Raw genomic sequence first — 17029 nt, 5'->3', positions numbered from 1 at the left:
AGCCCTTACAAAATTTCTTTAGATACTATACTATCATACTTTACAATTTAAAGCAGTAAAGAAATGATAAATATTGTAAAAATGTTGTGAAGGAGTGAACAAAATGAATATCAGACCAAATATCGGCATATTAAACGCATTAATCCGGATTACGATGGGTCTAACCATTCTTGCTTGGAGTACCTCTAAATTGGTGAAGCACCCGTGGCGGGATTCCTATTTGTTTGTGGCATTATGCGGAGCGATGAAGGTTGCTGAAGGAATTGTCCGTTATTGTCCGATAACAGCGCTATGTGAGAAATGCCAGGGAATGATTGAGGATCACAATCGTTCGACGGATTCCATGGATGGGATGGAAGGTATAGAGGTTCCTTATAATCCAACCTGAAATCTAAAAGGGGGCTGACCGTAATCGGTCAGCCCTTTCCTTGTAGGAATGTACAACTCAAAAAACGTGCGAGATAGCCTTTGAACCGATATCTTTTCGATAAAATACACCGTCACACTTTAATTTTTCAAGTTCAGCATAAACCTTTTTCTGCGCTTCAACTAAATTTTCAGCCTTTGCTCCTACTAAAAGAACCCTGCCTCCGGCTGTAGTGAAGTCGCCTGCTTCGTTTTTCCGCGTTCCCGCATGGAAGGTGAATACATTTTTATCAAATTCACCTAATCCATGTAACACGGCACCCTTTTGATATTCTTCAGGATAACCCTTCGAAGCGACTACCACACCAACCATGGACTGGGAGTCCCATTCTAGGGCCGGAACACCGCCATCTAGAAGTTCTAGGATTACAGCCACTAAATCCGACGACAATCTCGGTAAAATCACCTGTGTCTCCGGATCCCCGAAGCGCGCGTTAAATTCTATCACCTTTGGGCCTTCAGCAGTTGCGATTAATCCAGCATACAAAATCCCGCAAAAGCTTCTGCCTTCTTTAACCATCGCTTTGGCTGCAGGGCGAAGAACGGTTTCAACAGCCGTTTGAACCATATTTGCACCAATTTGAGGAACAGGGGAATAGGCACCCATTCCGCCGGTATTCGGCCCCTGGTCACCATCAAAGGCTCGCTTATGGTCCTGGGCAATCTCAAGCGGAATGACCACTTCTCCGTTCACAAGGGCCATTAACGAAAACTCTTCGCCGCTTAAAAATTCTTCAATAACCACTCGTGCGGATGCAGCCCCAAATTTCGCACCAACCAGCATGTCTTCCAAGCTTGCTAAGGCTTCCTCTTTAGTCATTGCCACCGTTACACCTTTACCGGCTGCTAAGCCGTCCGCTTTAATGACAATCGGTGCACCCTTTTCCTCTACATACTGACGCGCTTCCTCAATAGAGGTAAAAACTGCATAATCAGCTGTTGGGATCTGGTATTTCTTCATTACTTCCTTCGCAAACGATTTGCTTCCTTCAATTTCAGCAGCGGCTTGGCGCGGTCCAAACACCTTCAAGCCTGCTGCTTCAAACTTATCCGCCAAACCTTCCAACAGCGGAACTTCAGGGCCGATAATCGTTAGGCCCACGTTCTCTTCCTTCGCAAATTGAAGGAGCTGCTCGCTGTTCGTTTCGTCTATTGCAACAAGCTCCGCCACATCAACCATGCCGTCATTACCAGGAGCTGCATACACTTTTTCTACAAGCGGGCTTTCACTTACTTTACGACAAATGGCATGCTCTCTTCCGCCGCGGCCAATGATTAGAACCTTCACCATGTCTCCCCCTTAATGTTTAAAATGTCTTACTCCTGTAAATACCATTGCAATTCCGTATTCGTCTGCTTTTTTGATGGAATCGGCATCGCGAATGGATCCGCCAGGCTGAATAATTGCGGTAATTCCTGCTTGAGCAGCTGCTTCCACGGTATCATCCATTGGGAAAAACGCATCGGAGGCAAGTGCGGCACCCTCGGCCTTAGTGCCTGCCTGTTTCAGGGCAATCTCTGCTGAGCCCACACGGTTCATTTGACCGGCACCAATTCCAAGTGTCATGTCTTCACTTGAAACAACGATGGCATTTGATTTCACATGTTTTACTACCTTCCAGCCAAGCTTCAATGCTGCCCATTCCGCCTCTGTCGGCTGTCTTTTAGTTGGAATCGAAATCTCGGCATTCTCTAGTGTGAAACGATCCTGTTCTTGGACAAGTAATCCGCCTTCGATCGTTGTCATCTTCATTTCTGCCTTTGGTGCTTGCTCGAACGGAATCGTTAATAATCGTAAATTCTTTTTCGCTGTTAAAATTTCTAAGGCTTCTTTAGTGAAAGAAGGAGCAATGATAATTTCTAAGAAAATCTCATGAAGTTTTCCAGCCGTTTGTCCATCGACTTCCCGATTAAATGCAATGATTCCTCCGAAAATCGATACCGGGTCCGCTGCGAACGCCTTTTCAAACGCCTCAAAACCCGTCTTCCCTGTTCCAACACCACACGGATTCATGTGCTTAACTGCAACGGCTGCAGGCTCTGTAAATTCTTTAACAATTTGCAGGGCGGCATCGGCATCATTGATATTATTGTAAGAAAGCTCTTTGCCATGAAGCTGCTCGGCATTTGCAATCGAGAACGTGGAGCCTAATGGCTTTTTATAAAAAGCAGCTTGTTGATGCGGATTTTCTCCGTACCTTAATGTCTGCTTCAATTCATATGTAACCGTCAATTTTTCAGGAGTTTCTTCCTGAGCAAGATCGGTCATATATTCTGCAATTAAAGCATCATAGGCAGCTGTATGGCGGAATACTTTCGCCGCAAGCTTTCTCCTGGTTTCAAGCTTCGTTGAACCATCTGCCTTTAATTCAGTCAGAACCTTATCATAATCAACAGGATCTACAACTACAGTGACATATTGATGATTTTTTGCAGAAGCGCGGAGCATCGTCGGTCCGCCAATATCAATATTCTCAATCGCATCCGCTACCGTTACATCCGGCTTTTCAATCGTTTGCTGGAATGGATAGAGATTCACGCAAACAAGCTGGATTGGCGTAATGCCATGCTCATCAAGCTGTTTTTGATGGTCCTTCTCATCATGCTTTGCAAGTAATCCGCCATGAATATACGGATTTAATGTTTTAACACGGCCTTCTAAGATTTCTGGAAACCCGGTAACATCACTGACACCGAATACTGGAATCCCCTGCTCCTGAAGCATTTTCTTTGTCCCGCCGGTTGAGATGATTTCAAAGCCTAAACGATCTAATTCTCTAGCAAATTCGCTAACTCCACTTTTGTCAGATACACTAATTAGCGCGCGCTTTTTCTGCATATAAAACCTCTCCTTGTGTAATAAGCATTTGTAGAATCGATGGATATAGCTTATGCTCAATCGCCTGAATCTTCGTGGTTAAACTTTCTCTTGTCTCGTTTTCCTCAATTCGTACTCGTTCCCTGACAATGATCGGGCCTGTATCCATTCCAGCATCGACAAAATGAATGGTTACGCCGCTCCATTTTGCTTTCGCTGCTAACGCCTGGCCTATTGCATCTTTACCTGGGAAGTCTGGCAGAAGGGAAGGGTGAATGTTCACGATTCGCCCCTCATACTCTTTTAATAAGGTCGGTCCAATCAGACGCATATACCCGGCAAGAACAATCAAATCCACTTTATTTTCCTTCAGCAGTACAGATATGACTTTTTCATAGTCTGCCTTGCCAGGATAGTCTTTAGGATTAAAAACAAAACAAGGTATCCCGGATGCTTTTGCTCTTTCGATGACGTAAGCACCTGGCTTATCACAAATCAAAAGGGCCAGGTTTGCTGCAAGCACACCGGATTGAACAGCCTCAACGATCGTTTGAAAATTGCTTCCGCTTCCTGATGCAAACACGGCGATTTTCTTCATCGACGGCCACCTAAACCTTTAATGTTTATTCCTTCTTGATCGGTCACGACGCCGATTTCATAAGCTGTTTCACCACATTGACGGAAATATTCCACAAGTTCCGCTGCATTGTCTTGATCCACCGCAACGACCATGCCAATTCCCATGTTAAAAATATTATACATCTCTTTATAATCGATTTGTCCAACCTCAGAAATCAATTTGAAGATATTCGGGATCTGCCAGCGTTTTTCATCCAACTCCGCACCTAGGCCGGCAGGCAGCATTCTTGGAATGTTCTCGATAAATCCGCCCCCCGTAATATGGGCCATCCCTTTTAGGTTAAACTTTTCAAGCGCAGACAAAATCGGCTTTACATAAATTTTCGTTGGTTTTAATAATTCTTCCCCTAATGTACACCCGAGTTCGTCAACGAATTCAATTAAGGACCAATTGTTAAACACTTTTCTAACAAGAGAATAGCCATTACTGTGGATCCCGCTGGAAGCGAGCCCGATCAGCACATCGCCAGGCTTGATCGCTTCGCCGTTGATTAACTTCGACTTTTCACATGCACCGACTGTAAATCCAGCCAGATCATATTCATCCTCGCGATAAAGTCCCGGCATTTCTGCTGTTTCCCCGCCGATCAGAGCGCAGCCAGCCTGCTCACAGCCGTCCGCAATTCCCTTCACAATGGCCTCGATTTTTTCAGGAACAGCTTTCCCGCAAGCGATATAATCGAGGAAGTATAACGGTTCTGCACCTTGCACGACAATATCATTCACACACATGGCAACCGCATCGATACCAATCGTATCGTGCCGATCCATCATAAAAGCAATCTTCAGTTTCGTGCCGACTCCATCGGTGCCTGAAACCAGTACTGGTTCTTTCAAATTTAACGCAGAAAGATCAAACATGCCGCCAAAACCGCCGAGACTGCCCAGTACACCGTTTCTTGCTGTTCTTTGAACATGCTTTTTCATCCGATCAACGGCTTCATAGCCTGCTTCGATATTTACTCCTGCTTGTGTATATGCATTTGCCAAAAGTCGTCAGCCCCTTTGATAATAGTACTGAAGTGTATCAGGATATATTTCTGTCGGATAATTTCCAGTAAAGCAGCCAAGACAAAAACCACCGTTACCGTCCTGCCCAAGCGCTTTTACCATACCATCTAAACTTAAAAAGGTTAATGAATCGGCCCCAATCAGTTCCCTGATATCTTCAACCGATTTATCAGAAGCAATTAATTCTTCCCTTGTTGCCGTATCTATTCCATAAAAACAAGGGTTTTTAATTGGAGGAGAGCTGATCACCACATGTACCTCAGTCGCTCCTGCTTCTTTAAGTAGTGTGACAATTCTCCGGCTCGTCGTACCGCGTACAATCGAGTCATCCACCATGACAACACGTTTTCCTTCCACGACACCACGGACAGCGGAAAGCTTCATTTTAACACCCTGTTCGCGCAAGGCTTGTGAAGGCTGGATAAAAGTCCTGCCAACATATTTATTTTTTATTAAGCCCATTTCATAAGGAATGCCGGCTGCTTCGGCATAGCCAATGGCTGCTGAAATACTGGAATCAGGAACGCCTGTAACAACGTCAGCATCAATCGGCGCTTCTACTGCCAGTCTTTTCCCCATGTTTTTACGGGCCGTATGGACATTGATCCCTTGGATATTACTATCCGGTCTTGAAAAATAAACATATTCCATCATGCAAATGGCTTTAGTTGAGCTGACTGCAAATCGTTCGGAAGTCAGCCCCTTCTCATTAATGATTAGTAACTCTCCAGGCATGATATCACGGATGTATTCAGCTCCGACTACATCGAAGGCACATGTTTCTGAAGCAACAACATAAGCATCGCCGAGGCACCCTAGTGAAAGCGGCCTTAGTCCATGAGGGTCAAGTGCTACCATTAACTCGTTTTCCGTCATAATTAAATAGGCATATGCACCTTTCAACATTGAAAGGGCATTTTTCACGCGGTCATTCATATGGGCAAAGCCGCTTCTTCTGATTAAATGTGCCAAAACCTCTGTATCTGAGCTTGTTTGGAAAATACTTCCTTGAGTCTCAAGCTGATGTTTTAAGGAATTCGCATTAACAAGGTTGCCATTGTGTGCAAGCGCCAGGCTGCCGCTTTGTGAATGGAACAGGAGCGGCTGGACGTTTTCGTAACCGCCGCCCCCTGCTGTCGCATAACGAACATGGCCAATGGCTGCTGAGCCAGTTAATTCTTTCATCGCATCTGCTGTAAAAATCTCCGTTACAAGCCCTTCGCCCTTAACCCCTTTTAAGGTTTTGCCATCAGAGACAACAATACCTGTCCCTTCCTGGCCGCGGTGCTGAAGGCTGTGAAGCCCGTAATAAGTAAGTTGGGCAGCGTCTGGATGACCCCAAACGCCAAAGACACCACACTCTTCGTTTAATCCCTTGATTTCAGCAAGCATGGGATCGCTCCTTTCCAGGCAGCTTTTAATTCTTCTACTGTGCTCTCAAGTACTGTTTCGCTATCCGAATTGACTTTGACTGTTCCTGAAAGATTTACTTCGCCGATCAATTGAGCTTCAACTAAACTTTCAAACTCCACTTGATGTTCTTTTTTCACTGATAATAAAAAGCGTGATTGTGTTTCACTGAATAGGGCAGAAACTGAATTTCCAGCAATTTTCACTTCCGCACCAAGTCCGTTGCCGTTAAATAAGGATTCTGCTAATGCTACAGCTAGACCGCCTTCTGATAGGTCATGGGCAGACTGAACCACCCCAGCGCGAATCGCAGCCAGAACTTGATTTTGTCTTTCTTTTTCTAAGGTCGTATTTAATGCTGGCGCTTTGCCAAAAACTTTGCCGTGAACTAGCTTTTGTAATTCGCTGCCACCGAACTCTTCTTTTGTTTCTCCTAGAAGGTAAATAAGGTCGCCAGTATTTTTAAAGTGTTGAGTCGTAATATGGTCTAAATCCGTCACAAGTCCTACCATCCCAATTACCGGTGTTGGGTAAATCGCAGTCCCGCTTGTTTCATTATAGAGGGATACGTTTCCGCCAATGACAGGTGTTTCAAGGACGCGGCAGGCTTCACTGATTCCATCAGCTGCTTTTTCGATCTGCCAAAATACTTCCGGTTTTTCCGGACTGCCAAAGTTAAGGTTGTCAGTAATCGCTAATGGTTCTGCACCAGAGCAGACAATATTCCTTGCTGCTTCGGCTACGGCAATTTTCCCGCCGGTTTCCGGGTCTAAGTACACATAGCGGGAATTGCAATCGGTTGTCATCGCTAAGGCCTTGCGGGTGCCGCGAATTCTGACTACAGAAGCATCTGACCCTGGCGCTACAACTGTATTAGTACGAACCATGTGGTCATATTGCTCATATACCCATTCTTTGCTGGCAACCGTAGGCTGGCTAAGGATTTTTAATAAAGTTTCTTTCAAATCCACAACTGGCGGAATTTCAGTCTCCATCGCTTGGAACTCTCGGAAATACGCGGGCTCCTGTGATGGCTTTTGATAAACCGGAGCATCTTCCGCCAAGGCATCTACCGGCACATCAGCAACGATTTCACCTTGATGGATTAAGCGCAGCTTTTTATCATCTGTAACCTTACCGATGGCAACTGCTTCTAAATCATATTTATCGAAAAGATCCTTGATCTCTTGTTCTCTTCCTTTTTTAACAACAATCAGCATCCGTTCCTGTGATTCTGACAGCATCATTTCATAGGCTGTCATTCCCGTTTCACGCTGCGGGACCAGGTCAAGATTCATTTCGATACCCATTCCGGCCTTGCTCGCCATTTCTGCTGAAGAGCTGGTAAGACCGGCTGCTCCCATATCCTGAATGCCGACAAGGGCATCGAAGTGAATTAACTCAAGGCAGGCTTCTAAAAGCAGCTTTTCCATAAACGGGTCGCCGACCTGAACCGCCGGACGATCTTCATTTGAGTTTTCTGTTAATTCTTCAGAAGCAAAGGTTGCACCGTGAATACCATCACGGCCTGTTTTGGCGCCAACATACATGACCGTATTACCTTCTCCGTGCGCCTGGCCTTTTTTAATATCCTTATGATCGATGAGACCTACACACATTGCATTGACAAGCGGGTTCCCTTCATAGCATGGTTCAAATTGGATTTCGCCGCCAACAGTTGGAATTCCGATACAGTTTCCGTAACCGGCAATTCCGGCGACAACCTCTTTAAATAGGTAGCGGACTCGTGCTGTATCAAGTTCGCCAAAACGAAGTGAGTTTAATAGAGCGATCGGACGGGCACCCATCGAAAATACATCGCGGATGATGCCGCCAACACCAGTAGCTGCGCCTTGATACGGCTCAATAGCGGATGGATGGTTGTGGCTTTCAATTTTGAATACGACCGCCTGGCTGTCGCCAATGTCGACAATTCCCGCACCCTCTCCTGGGCCTTGAAGGACTTTCTCCCCTGTTACCGGAAACTTTCTAAGGACCGGCTTGGAGTTTTTGTAGCTGCAGTGCTCGGACCACATGACCGAAAACAAGCCTGTTTCCGTATAATTTGGCGTCCGGCCAAGGATGTTTTCAATCATTGTAAATTCCTCATCGGACAAACCCATTTGCTGATATAATTTCTCTGCTTTTACTTGTTCTGGATTTGGCTCAAGCTTTAACAACATTTGCTTCCCTCCATGACTTTACAATTGATTGAAATAACTTTAATCCGTCTGCTCCGCCCAAAAGTTCATCTACAGCTCTTTCAGGGTGCGGCATCATGCCAAGAACGTTTCCTTTTTCGTTGGTGATTCCCGCTATATCTTCTAAACTACCATTTGGATTTTGCTTATAAGTAAAGACGATTTGGTTATTCGCCTTTAAGTTTGCCAGTGTTTCTTCATCACAGTAATAATTCCCTTCGCCATGGGCAACAGGAATCGTAATCGTTTGCCCTTTTTCGTATGCGGCAGTAAAAATCGATTGATTGGTTTCGACTTTTAATTCCACTGGTTTACAAATAAACGAAAGGCTTTCGTTGCGGCGCATAGCCCCTGGAAGCAAGCCTGCTTCTAGAAGAATTTGAAAACCGTTGCACACGCCGAGTACAGGCTTGCCTGCTTCAGCCGCTTTGACGACTTCCTTCATGACCTTGCTGAAGCGGGCAATTGCGCCCGTGCGGAGGTAGTCTCCATAGGAAAAGCCGCCAGGAAGAAGAATTCCGTCAAATCCTTCTAAGCTCTCAGTATCATGCCACACATATTCGACCTCTTCACCAAGCTCATCTTTGATGGCATGGTACATGTCGACATCACAATTGGATCCCGGAAAGACGATGACCGCAAACTTCACTGTGCGACACACTCCTCTACTTCATATCGGTAATCTTCGATAACCGGATTGGCTAGTAAACTTGTGCAAACTTCATTGATTACCTCATGAATATCACGTTCTGATTTTTCTAAAGTCAATTCCATATATTTTCCGATGCGGACGTCTTTTACTTCGTTATAGTTTAAGGAATTTAAGGAATGTGTAACTGCTTTCCCTTGCGGATCTAAGACACTTTCTCTTAATGTGACAAACACCTTTACTTTATACATGCTGACGTCCTCCAAGTCTTGTTAAGATATTTTCATAGGCTTCTGTTAAACTTCCTAAATCGCGGCGGAATACATCCTTATCGAGCTTTTCATTCGTCTCTTGATCCCACAGTCTGCAGGTGTCAGGAGAAATTTCATCAGCCAGCAGGATTTGACCCTCACTGTCTTTCCCAAACTCAAGTTTGAAATCAATAAGGCGAATCCCTAGTTCTTTAAAAAAGCTTGATAAAACTGTATTAATTTGAAGTGCTTTTTCTTTTAATACTGTGAGTTCATCTGTTGTTGCTGCCTTAAGTTCAAGAATGTGATCAACTGTTACGAGCGGGTCGCCAAGCTCGTCATTTTTGAGATAGAACTCTACAAGTGGTGCTTTTAGCTGCTGACCCTCTTCGATTCCTAATCTTTTGGATAGGCTTCCTGCAGCCACATTGCGAACGACAACTTCCAGTGGGATGATATCGACTTTCTTCACTAGCTGCTCAGTTTCAGAAGTCTTTTTGATAAAGTGGGAGTCAATTCCCTGCTCTTTAAGCTTTAAAAATAGCAAACTCGTAATCTCGTTATTTAAACGGCCCTTGCCATTGATGTCTGCCTTCTTCTCTCCGTTAAAAGCTGTAGCGGAGTCCTTGTATTCGACTAAAACAACTTGTTCATCGTTGGTTGCGTAAATTCGTTTTGCTTTGCCCTCGTATAGTAGTTCACTCATTATGGATCACTCCTTGTGTTCGCAATATTGGGAAACTTCATTATAAAGAGAGGCACGATCCATGCCCCTCTATTTTTTTAGTTCAATCCTAATCGTTCAAAAATCGTATCAACATGTTGAAGATGGTAGTTGTAATCAAAGCAATCCGCAATTTCGGCTGGTGAAAGCAAGGAAGTAATTTTGTCTTCTGCTTCAATCAAGCCGCGGAAAGGAACTTGCTTCTCCCATGCTTCCATCGCTTTTGGCTGCACCGTGTCATATGCTTCCTCACGGGATAATCCCTTGTCAATCAAGGCTAGCAGCACGCGCTGTGAGTAAATCAACCCCAGCGTACGATCCATGTTGCGTTTCATGTTTTCTGGATAGACCGTTAAGTTTTTCACAATATTTCCGAAACGGTTCAGCATGTAATTCAAGCCGATAGTCGCATCCGGCAAAATAATTCTTTCTGCTGATGAATGGGAAATATCACGCTCATGCCAAAGCGGTACATTTTCATATGCGGTCAGCATGTAGCCGCGAATCACGCGGGCAATTCCGGTCATATTTTCTGAACCAATCGGATTTCGTTTATGCGGCATGGCCGATGAGCCCTTTTGTCCTTTTGCAAAAAATTCCTCAACTTCACGCGTTTCACTCTTTTGCAATCCGCGAACTTCAACAGCAAATTTTTCAATCGATGTTGCAATTAAAGCGATTGTGGACATGTAGTGAGCATGACGATCGCGCTGCAGCGTTTGAGTTGAGATTGGCGCTCTTTGCAGCCCTAACTTTTCACACACATACTGTTCCACGAACGGGTCGATATTGGCATACGTACCTACAGCGCCGGAAATTTTGCCAAACTCAATTCCTTGTGCAGCCTGCTTAAACCGTTCTAAGTTGCGCTTCATCTCTTCATACCATAGAGCAAGCTTTAAGCCAAACGTCGTCGGTTCCGCATGTACGCCGTGCGTCCGCCCCATCATAACTGTGTATTTATGTTCCTGAGCCTTGTTTTTTAGAATCTCAATAAAGTTTTCAAGATCTTTTTGTAAAATCGCATTTGCCTGCTTTAAGACATATGATAATGCGGTATCGACTACATCCGTAGAAGTTAAGCCGTAATGCACCCACTTACGCTCTTCGCCTAATGTTTCGGAAACGGCGCGAGTAAAAGCCACTACGTCATGTCTTGTTTCTTCTTCGATTTCTTTAATACGGTCAATATTGAAGGAAGCATTCTCGCGTAACTTCTTTACATCTTCCTTTGGTATTTCTCCAAGCTCGGACCATGCTTCACATGCGAGGATCTCAACCTCCAGCCAGGCATTAAAGCGGTTTTCCTCCGTCCAGATAGCTCCCATTTCAGGTCTAGTATAACGATCAATCATGTTTTATCCTCCGATCATTTCTTTTGCTGTGCGCCAGATGCTGCTTTCGCTTATTTCTGAAAGTGCCGCTGAAACATCATCTCGTAAAATGGTAACATGCCCCATTTTCCTTTTCAATTTTGGCTCCTTTTTGCCGTATAAATGGACCTTCCAGTCTGTCTTTGCCGGAATCTCTTGATATAAATTTTCAAGATGCTCTCCTAATAGATTGACCATAACTGCCGGTTTTAATAGCTCTGTGCTGCCTAACGGCCAATTACAGATGGCGCGTATATGCTGTTCAAACTGTGACGTCTCACAGGCTTCAATCGTGTAATGTCCAGAATTATGCGGCCTTGGAGCCAGTTCATTAATGTAAATAGTTTCTTCCTCCGTCACAAACATCTCAACGGCCAGTGTACCGACCAATCCGATGGAATCAGCGATGAGCTTAGCCTTTTCCATTGCACGGCCTCGTAAATTTCCTGATATCCTTGCCGGAGCAATCGTTGTATGCAAAATATTTTCATGATGAATGTTTTCTGCTACTGGAAAAAATGCCGTTTCACCATTCAGTTTCCTCGTTACAATTACGGAGATTTCTTTTTCAAAAGGAATCCATTTTTCCAGTACACACGCCCCATGGTTAATGAGTGCATCTGCTTTTTGTAAATCCTTATCGCTTTTCAAAACAAGTTGTCCTTTGCCGTCATAGCCGCCTCGTGCCGTTTTCAATACAGCTGGGTAACCCAACCGTTTTATGTTTGAAAAAAGATCTTCAAGGCTGTTGATGACCTCATAAGGGGCAACCTCAACTCCAGCCTCTCGTATGGCTGCTTTTTCTTTGATTCGATCCTGCGTTATCGTTAATAGCTTTGGACCTTGCGGGACATAAGCCTTCTCACAAATCCACTCTAATGTTTCTGCATCAATATTTTCAAATTCGTAAGTAATCACATCGCTGACCTCGGCTAGTCTGCTGATTGCCTCGCGGTCATTATAAGCTCCGATGATTTCAAAATCCGCCACTTGGCCGCAAGGAGAGTCTTCGGCAGGCTCTAAAACGGCAATCCTGAAGCCTTGTGCTCTAGCGGACAATGCCATCATTCTGCCAAGCTGTCCTCCGCCGATAATCCCTATGGTAGCTCCAGGTAAAATGGTTTTATTAGACAAGTTGATCACTACTTTCTAGTGCTTCTAGTTTCATAGTTTCACGTCTAGCCTCTAATCTATTAACGAGTTCTATGTCTTCTGTTGCTAATATTTGTGCAGCCAGTAACCCGGCATTTACAGCACCGGCTTTTCCAATGGCCACGGTTGCCACAGGAACACCGCCCGGCATTTGCACGATTGATAGCAAAGAATCTAAGCCATTTAGGGCTTTTGATTGCACCGGCACCCCGATAACCGGCAGCGTGGTTTTTGCCGCCACCATACCAGGCAGATGAGCTGCCCCGCCTGCACCGGCTATGATAACCTTTAATCCTCTTTCTCTAGCCTTTTCGGCATATGTAAACATCAAATCAGGTGTTCGATGGGCTGAAACAACCTTTTTTTCATACGGAATCTCTAATTGATCTAATATTTCACAAGCGTTCTTCATCGTTTCCCAATCTGACTTGCTTCCCATGATGACACCGACGCGCTTTTCCATTCCGATTCCCCCATTGATTCAAAATAAAAACCCGGCACAAATGGCATCTCTAGAAGAGAAAGCCATTTGTCCGGGCGTGAGCATTTAAGGTCAACAAAACGGAAGCACTCGCCCCATTTTGTGTGCCGAACATATTGACTTTCCCTCATAGTCCAATAATTTACGGTTATTGGGTAGAAACTTATGGGCCATATTCCCATGGATATACGAGGGTAAAGATAAGTTGTTTTGTTAGATTATCTGCCTTTATCTTACCAATCAACTTTAAGACTGTCAACCAATAAATCGAACATTATTTTTAAATCACTCTATAACGTTCGTGTTTTACTCTATTATTTTCGCTTCAAAGACTATTTGACGGCCTATCGGCTCATAAATCGTCTCATTTCCTTTTTTTACTTCTTGAAAAATGGGTTTTTCTGTTCTCCGGACAGGAAAGTATCCTTGCTGCTTTATTCTATTCAGGCATTCCTCAATACTTTCATTTTCCTGCACTTCAAATTGCATCTTCTTTTTACTCATGAAAACAATTTCCCTCTTTTCACAGATTTCACCCAGAACCCGCCGTGAATCGCTTTCGGTTCATACGAGATAATGAATGCTTTCGGATCCAAGCTTTTAATCGTATCATATAGCTTTAATTCAAATTTTCTAGGGGTGAGAATTTGCATGGCCATGCGATCGCCCTCAAGACCATTTGCCTCCCAGTTTGTCACACCGTACCCTTTTTCTCTTAAAATTTTAGGCAAATCTTTATCATATTCCTTTGTAATGACATTAACAGTAATATACCCCAATGCCAGTTTCTCTTCAATTTTCATCCCAACAATGACACCAATGCCATATCCCACCGCATAGGCAATCAGGTTTTGGATTTCATTCAGATTATTTAAGACAAGGCCGAGTCCCAGTACATATATAACCACCTCAATCATACTTAGAAACGCAGCTAAGTAACGCTGGCCCTTTAAGGTCAGAATCATTCTTATTGTAAAAAAAGAAACATAAACAATATTAATCACGAGGATAATGGCAACCATAAGTAAACTATTTTCCAACATAAAATGTCCCCCCTTGCTTTTTACACACTATACTTTAGCACATAATTTATAAACGGTCAGTCCCTTTGTATAGATTCTTTAGCAACTAGGGATTTTACTACCATCGTATCTTCCGCAAGTTTGATCTTATAATCATATAGTGTTTGAGCAATAATCCGTCTTGCCTCTTTGGCAGCATCCCAATATAAAGTATCGTCCACAAGGCCGGTAATCGTATATTCAATCCCTCTAAAGTTAGCGTTGATTGACGTCATCCCATAAACTTGAAATGGCTCGACAACACAATCGGAGGAATCCTTTTTTAAACAGGGCTCGTTTGATTCATTTATTTTTTCACAAGCAATTTTCAAGATCTCCAGTACCTTGGATGGATCTTCCCGATAACTCACAACTACTCTTTCAATAACACGCATTTGGTCAATATTATAGTTTTGGATCTGCTTTACTTCCCCATTGCTGATCGTAAGCAGTTTGCCGCTCCACTCTCTGACCTTTAAAAAGCGCAGGCCAATCTCCTCGACTGTCCCATTGAAAGTATTATTAACGGTAATAAAATCACCTTTGTGAAGCTGCTTTTCATAAATTAAAAAAATTCCTGACAAGATATCCTTTATCAGGCTTTGCGCCCCAAACCCGACGATAACCCCGACAATCCCGGCCCCGGCCAATACTCTGCCAAAATTATTCACATACTGCGATATCGCAAAAAATATAACTGTTAGAGTTGCCGTGTATTTGGTGAGGGAACGAATCATGCTTTCAATCGTTTGCTCTTTCCGTTCCTCAAGAAAATTCGTTTTTTGAAAAAAATTATGAATCACTTTATTTATGATAAAAACAGTTAGCCATGCGATAACAACCGCTAATACAATACTAGTTAATTTATACTGATGCAGAAAATCGAGCCTGTCCATTATGTCACCTTCTTCCATTCCGTTCATCTTTAGTCTTTACCATTGAGGGCATACTAAATGAATAAAATGGGGGTAATTTTTATGCTTAAAAAAGTTCTTCTAATTTTGTTACTAGTTTTTTCTATCATTTCGTTCTATTCACCTGTATATGCTGAAAACTCTATAAAGGCTGCTTTCGTTCGGGGGAATGACCTTTGGATTAAAATCGGTGATAGAGAAAGGAGGATCACTGCCGGAGCTTATGTAAGGTATCCAAAGTGGTCGTTTGATGGTCACTGGGTTGCTTACCTAAAGGGCGGGGATTCTCCCTATAACGGCGAGCTGTGGCTTTACAATATTAAAATAAACAAACACTTTAAAGTAGCACCGAATATTACCAGAGGCTTTCAATGGTCTCCTCGGGAAAATAAAATTGGTTTTCTTAAGGGAAAAGATTTATTTGTTTTAAATACGGGTTCCTCTTTTCTGGGTAATCAAGTAGCCGTGAATATTGAAAATTTTTCTTGGCTACCGGATGGAAAGGGGTTACTTACCTCTTCAAAGGAAAGCGAAAAGCTCAATTCTGATATCATATTATCGAAGGTTTTATTAGTTCCCCATAGGCCGATAACAAAGCACTTTTATACAGTGCCTGTTGGGGAAAATGAGCTTTATATTAGTACAAGTCAGTTTAAATGGTCTTATGATCATAAGTGGATTAGTTTTTTAATGGTGCCAGCAGCGTCCTTATCTGCTGATGGTAATATGCTTTGCGTTTTATCCTCTGATGGAAAGATCTTTAAAAGAGTTGATGAGATGTTAAACTATGAGGAATGGTTTCAATGGGGACCTGCTAAAAATACTCTTGGATATATAAGCGGGGCAGGCAGAGAGGCATTGAAGAATAAGCAATTAAAGACGGTTAGTGTGCCAGATTTTCATAGGGTAGTTCATACTCCAAAGGGATTTGCTGATCGGGACTTTGCTTGGAAGAATAATGATATTTTGTATGCTTCACGTTCAAAGGAAAGTGAGTTAGTGGATGTTAATAAACGGCCATTGCCGAGTATATTTGAGGTTTCTAAAAAACAAGTGCAAGTGACATTCCCTCCTAAAAAGAAAGGCGACTTTGCACCGAAGTTTGTGAACCGTTCTCATATTTGGGTTAGGACGGATAGGGAAAGGGCTAATGTATTTGTTTCTTGGAACGCAGGAGAGGACTTATGGATTAAGGATATTACTTTAGGAACCTGGTATTACGAGAAGTGGCATTGGGATGAGGTTTTGGATTTATATGAGGGAATTGGTATTGGTATTGGGAAGGTATAAAGGTTGCTGGGGTTAAGATATTACGAAGATTTAACAAGACCAAAGGGTTTGTCAGTCGGGTATGGTCTATGGGACATTTCGTGTGATTTGGGCTGGCTGTTTGTCTCATAGAAGCGGTCTATGGGACATTTCCGATGATTTAAGCTGGCTTTTTGTCCCATAGAGGGGGTCTATGGGTCATTTCGTATGATTCGAGTTGGCTTTTTGTCCCATAGTAGGGGTCTATGGGACATTTCCGATGATTTAAGCTGGCTTTTTGTCCCATAGAGGGGGTCTATGGGTCATTTCGTATGATTCGAGTTGGCTTTTTGTCCCATAGTAGGGGTCTATGGATCATTTCGTGCCGTTTAAGCTGGATTCTTGTCCTATAGAAACAGTCTATGGGACATTTCCGGCTGTTTGAGGTAAGTTTTGTTCCATAGAACAGTCAATGGGGCTCTTCAAACAGGATTCTTTGGTCCCAATAGAAAAAGACAACCCTCGCGGATTGCCCTGTTCTTGTGCCTGGCAACGTCCTACTCTCACAGGGGCGCGTGCCCCAACTACCATCGGCGCTGAGAAGCTTAACTTCCGTGTTCGGTATGGGAACGGGTGTGACCTTCTCGCCATAATTGCCAGACTATTTACTT

At 43.5% G+C, this 17029-nt stretch carries 17 protein-coding genes, 1 rRNA gene and 1 riboswitch; of the genes, 2 read left to right on the top strand and 16 right to left on the bottom strand.

Annotated elements, in window-relative coordinates:
• Positions 1-103: 103 nt before the first annotated feature.
• Positions 104-388, top strand: a complete 285-nt coding sequence (locus LC455_RS28345; RefSeq protein ID WP_223596062.1) for a YgaP family membrane protein — start codon at positions 104-106, stop codon at positions 386-388.
• 57 nt (positions 389-445) lie between these two features.
• Here the strand turns inward: LC455_RS28345 and purD are convergent, their stop codons facing one another.
• The 15 genes from purD to LC455_RS28270 form a co-directional block, all read right to left on the bottom strand.
• Positions 446-1714 (bottom strand): phosphoribosylamine--glycine ligase, encoded by a 1269-nt coding sequence (gene purD, locus LC455_RS28340; RefSeq protein WP_223596163.1) that lies wholly within the window; start codon positions 1712-1714, stop codon positions 446-448.
• A 12-nt stretch (positions 1715-1726) separates the two neighbouring features.
• Entirely contained in the window at positions 1727-3265 is a 1539-nt protein-coding gene (gene purH / locus LC455_RS28335) for a bifunctional phosphoribosylaminoimidazolecarboxamide formyltransferase/IMP cyclohydrolase (RefSeq protein WP_223596060.1), read from the bottom strand.
• Positions 3240-3842 (bottom strand): phosphoribosylglycinamide formyltransferase, encoded by a 603-nt coding sequence (gene purN, locus LC455_RS28330; RefSeq protein ID WP_223596058.1) that lies wholly within the window; start codon positions 3840-3842, stop codon positions 3240-3242. The genes purH and purN overlap by 26 nt, the downstream gene beginning before the upstream one ends.
• Positions 3839-4873: a phosphoribosylformylglycinamidine cyclo-ligase gene (gene purM, locus LC455_RS28325; protein WP_223596056.1), complete on the bottom strand. Its 1035-nt coding sequence runs from the start codon at positions 4871-4873 to the stop codon at positions 3839-3841. Before purM ends, purN begins: the two co-directional genes overlap by 4 nt.
• A gap of 6 nt (positions 4874-4879) precedes the next feature.
• The gene (gene purF / locus LC455_RS28320) at positions 4880-6286 is read right to left on the bottom strand and encodes an amidophosphoribosyltransferase (protein WP_223596054.1); all 1407 of its coding nucleotides are present in this window, start codon (positions 6284-6286) and stop codon (positions 4880-4882) included.
• Positions 6262-8487: a phosphoribosylformylglycinamidine synthase subunit PurL gene (gene purL, locus LC455_RS28315; protein ID WP_223596052.1), complete on the bottom strand. Its 2226-nt coding sequence runs from the start codon at positions 8485-8487 to the stop codon at positions 6262-6264. Before purL ends, purF begins: the two co-directional genes overlap by 25 nt.
• Positions 8471-9154, bottom strand: coding sequence for a phosphoribosylformylglycinamidine synthase subunit PurQ (purQ, locus tag LC455_RS28310; RefSeq protein ID WP_223596050.1), 684 nt, complete (start codon positions 9152-9154; stop codon positions 8471-8473). Before purQ ends, purL begins: the two co-directional genes overlap by 17 nt.
• Entirely contained in the window at positions 9151-9405 is a 255-nt protein-coding gene (gene purS / locus LC455_RS28305; protein ID WP_223596048.1) for a phosphoribosylformylglycinamidine synthase subunit PurS, read from the bottom strand. Before purS ends, purQ begins: the two co-directional genes overlap by 4 nt.
• A complete protein-coding gene (gene purC, locus LC455_RS28300) occupies positions 9398-10111 on the bottom strand; it encodes a phosphoribosylaminoimidazolesuccinocarboxamide synthase (protein WP_223596046.1) in 714 nt (237 codons plus the stop codon). Before purC ends, purS begins: the two co-directional genes overlap by 8 nt.
• Before the next feature lie 77 nt (positions 10112-10188).
• A complete protein-coding gene (gene purB, locus LC455_RS28295) occupies positions 10189-11484 on the bottom strand; it encodes an adenylosuccinate lyase (protein WP_223596044.1) in 1296 nt (431 codons plus the stop codon).
• A gap of 3 nt (positions 11485-11487) precedes the next feature.
• Complete coding sequence (purK, locus tag LC455_RS28290) at positions 11488-12636, bottom strand: 5-(carboxyamino)imidazole ribonucleotide synthase (protein WP_223596042.1); 1149 nt, start codon at positions 12634-12636, stop codon at positions 11488-11490.
• Positions 12629-13117, bottom strand: a complete 489-nt coding sequence (purE, locus tag LC455_RS28285) for a 5-(carboxyamino)imidazole ribonucleotide mutase (RefSeq protein ID WP_223596040.1) — start codon at positions 13115-13117, stop codon at positions 12629-12631. Before purE ends, purK begins: the two co-directional genes overlap by 8 nt.
• Before the next feature lie 128 nt (positions 13118-13245).
• Positions 13246-13347: riboswitch (purine riboswitch) on the bottom strand.
• Positions 13348-13441: 94 nt separating this feature from the next.
• Positions 13442-13639 (bottom strand): NETI motif-containing protein, encoded by a 198-nt coding sequence (locus LC455_RS28280; RefSeq protein WP_223596039.1) that lies wholly within the window; start codon positions 13637-13639, stop codon positions 13442-13444.
• Entirely contained in the window at positions 13636-14178 is a 543-nt protein-coding gene (locus LC455_RS28275; RefSeq protein WP_223596038.1) for a DUF2179 domain-containing protein, read from the bottom strand. Before LC455_RS28275 ends, LC455_RS28280 begins: the two co-directional genes overlap by 4 nt.
• Positions 14179-14234: 56 nt before the next feature.
• On the bottom strand, positions 14235-15092 hold the full coding sequence (locus tag LC455_RS28270; RefSeq protein ID WP_223596037.1) for a mechanosensitive ion channel family protein: 858 nt from the start codon (positions 15090-15092) through the stop codon (positions 14235-14237).
• An 81-nt stretch (positions 15093-15173) separates the two neighbouring features.
• Between LC455_RS28270 and LC455_RS28265 the strand changes: the two genes are divergently transcribed.
• Entirely contained in the window at positions 15174-16400 is a 1227-nt protein-coding gene (locus LC455_RS28265; protein WP_223596036.1) for a TolB family protein, read from the top strand.
• Between the two features lie 502 nt (positions 16401-16902).
• On the opposite strand, the gene rrf is transcribed toward LC455_RS28265, so the two are convergent.
• Positions 16903-17019, bottom strand: a 5S ribosomal RNA gene (gene rrf / locus LC455_RS28260).
• Positions 17020-17029 lie beyond the last annotated feature (10 nt).

Source organism: Neobacillus bataviensis (genome assembly GCF_019969725.1).
Note: the sequence above shows the minus strand (reverse complement) of the source record. Positions and strands in the feature narration are given on the sequence as shown.

Excerpts from the sequence above, each read along its gene's own strand:
- purB (WP_223596044.1), bottom strand. The coding sequence starts at position 11,484 with ATGATTGATCGTTATACTAGACCTGAAATGGGAGCTATCTGGACGGAG.
- purN (WP_223596058.1), bottom strand. The coding sequence starts at position 3,842 with ATGAAGAAAATCGCCGTGTTTGCATCAGGAAGCGGAAGCAATTTTCAA.
- LC455_RS28265 (WP_223596036.1), top strand. The coding sequence starts at position 15,174 with ATGCTTAAAAAAGTTCTTCTAATTTTGTTACTAGTTTTTTCTATCATT.
- purH (WP_223596060.1), bottom strand. The coding sequence starts at position 3,265 with ATGCAGAAAAAGCGCGCGCTAATTAGTGTATCTGACAAAAGTGGAGTT.
- LC455_RS28270 (WP_223596037.1), bottom strand. The coding sequence starts at position 15,092 with ATGGACAGGCTCGATTTTCTGCATCAGTATAAATTAACTAGTATTGTA.
- purC (WP_223596046.1), bottom strand. The coding sequence starts at position 10,111 with ATGAGTGAACTACTATACGAGGGCAAAGCAAAACGAATTTACGCAACC.
- purF (WP_223596054.1), bottom strand. The coding sequence starts at position 6,286 with ATGCTTGCTGAAATCAAGGGATTAAACGAAGAGTGTGGTGTCTTTGGC.
- purE (WP_223596040.1), bottom strand. The coding sequence starts at position 13,117 with ATGGAAAAGCGCGTCGGTGTCATCATGGGAAGCAAGTCAGATTGGGAA.
- purS (WP_223596048.1), bottom strand. The coding sequence starts at position 9,405 with ATGTATAAAGTAAAGGTGTTTGTCACATTAAGAGAAAGTGTCTTAGAT.
- LC455_RS28280 (WP_223596039.1), bottom strand. The coding sequence starts at position 13,639 with ATGAGTAAAAAGAAGATGCAATTTGAAGTGCAGGAAAATGAAAGTATT.
- LC455_RS28275 (WP_223596038.1), bottom strand. The coding sequence starts at position 14,178 with ATGTTGGAAAATAGTTTACTTATGGTTGCCATTATCCTCGTGATTAAT.
- purL (WP_223596052.1), bottom strand. The coding sequence starts at position 8,487 with ATGTTGTTAAAGCTTGAGCCAAATCCAGAACAAGTAAAAGCAGAGAAA.
- LC455_RS28345 (WP_223596062.1), top strand. The coding sequence starts at position 104 with ATGAATATCAGACCAAATATCGGCATATTAAACGCATTAATCCGGATT.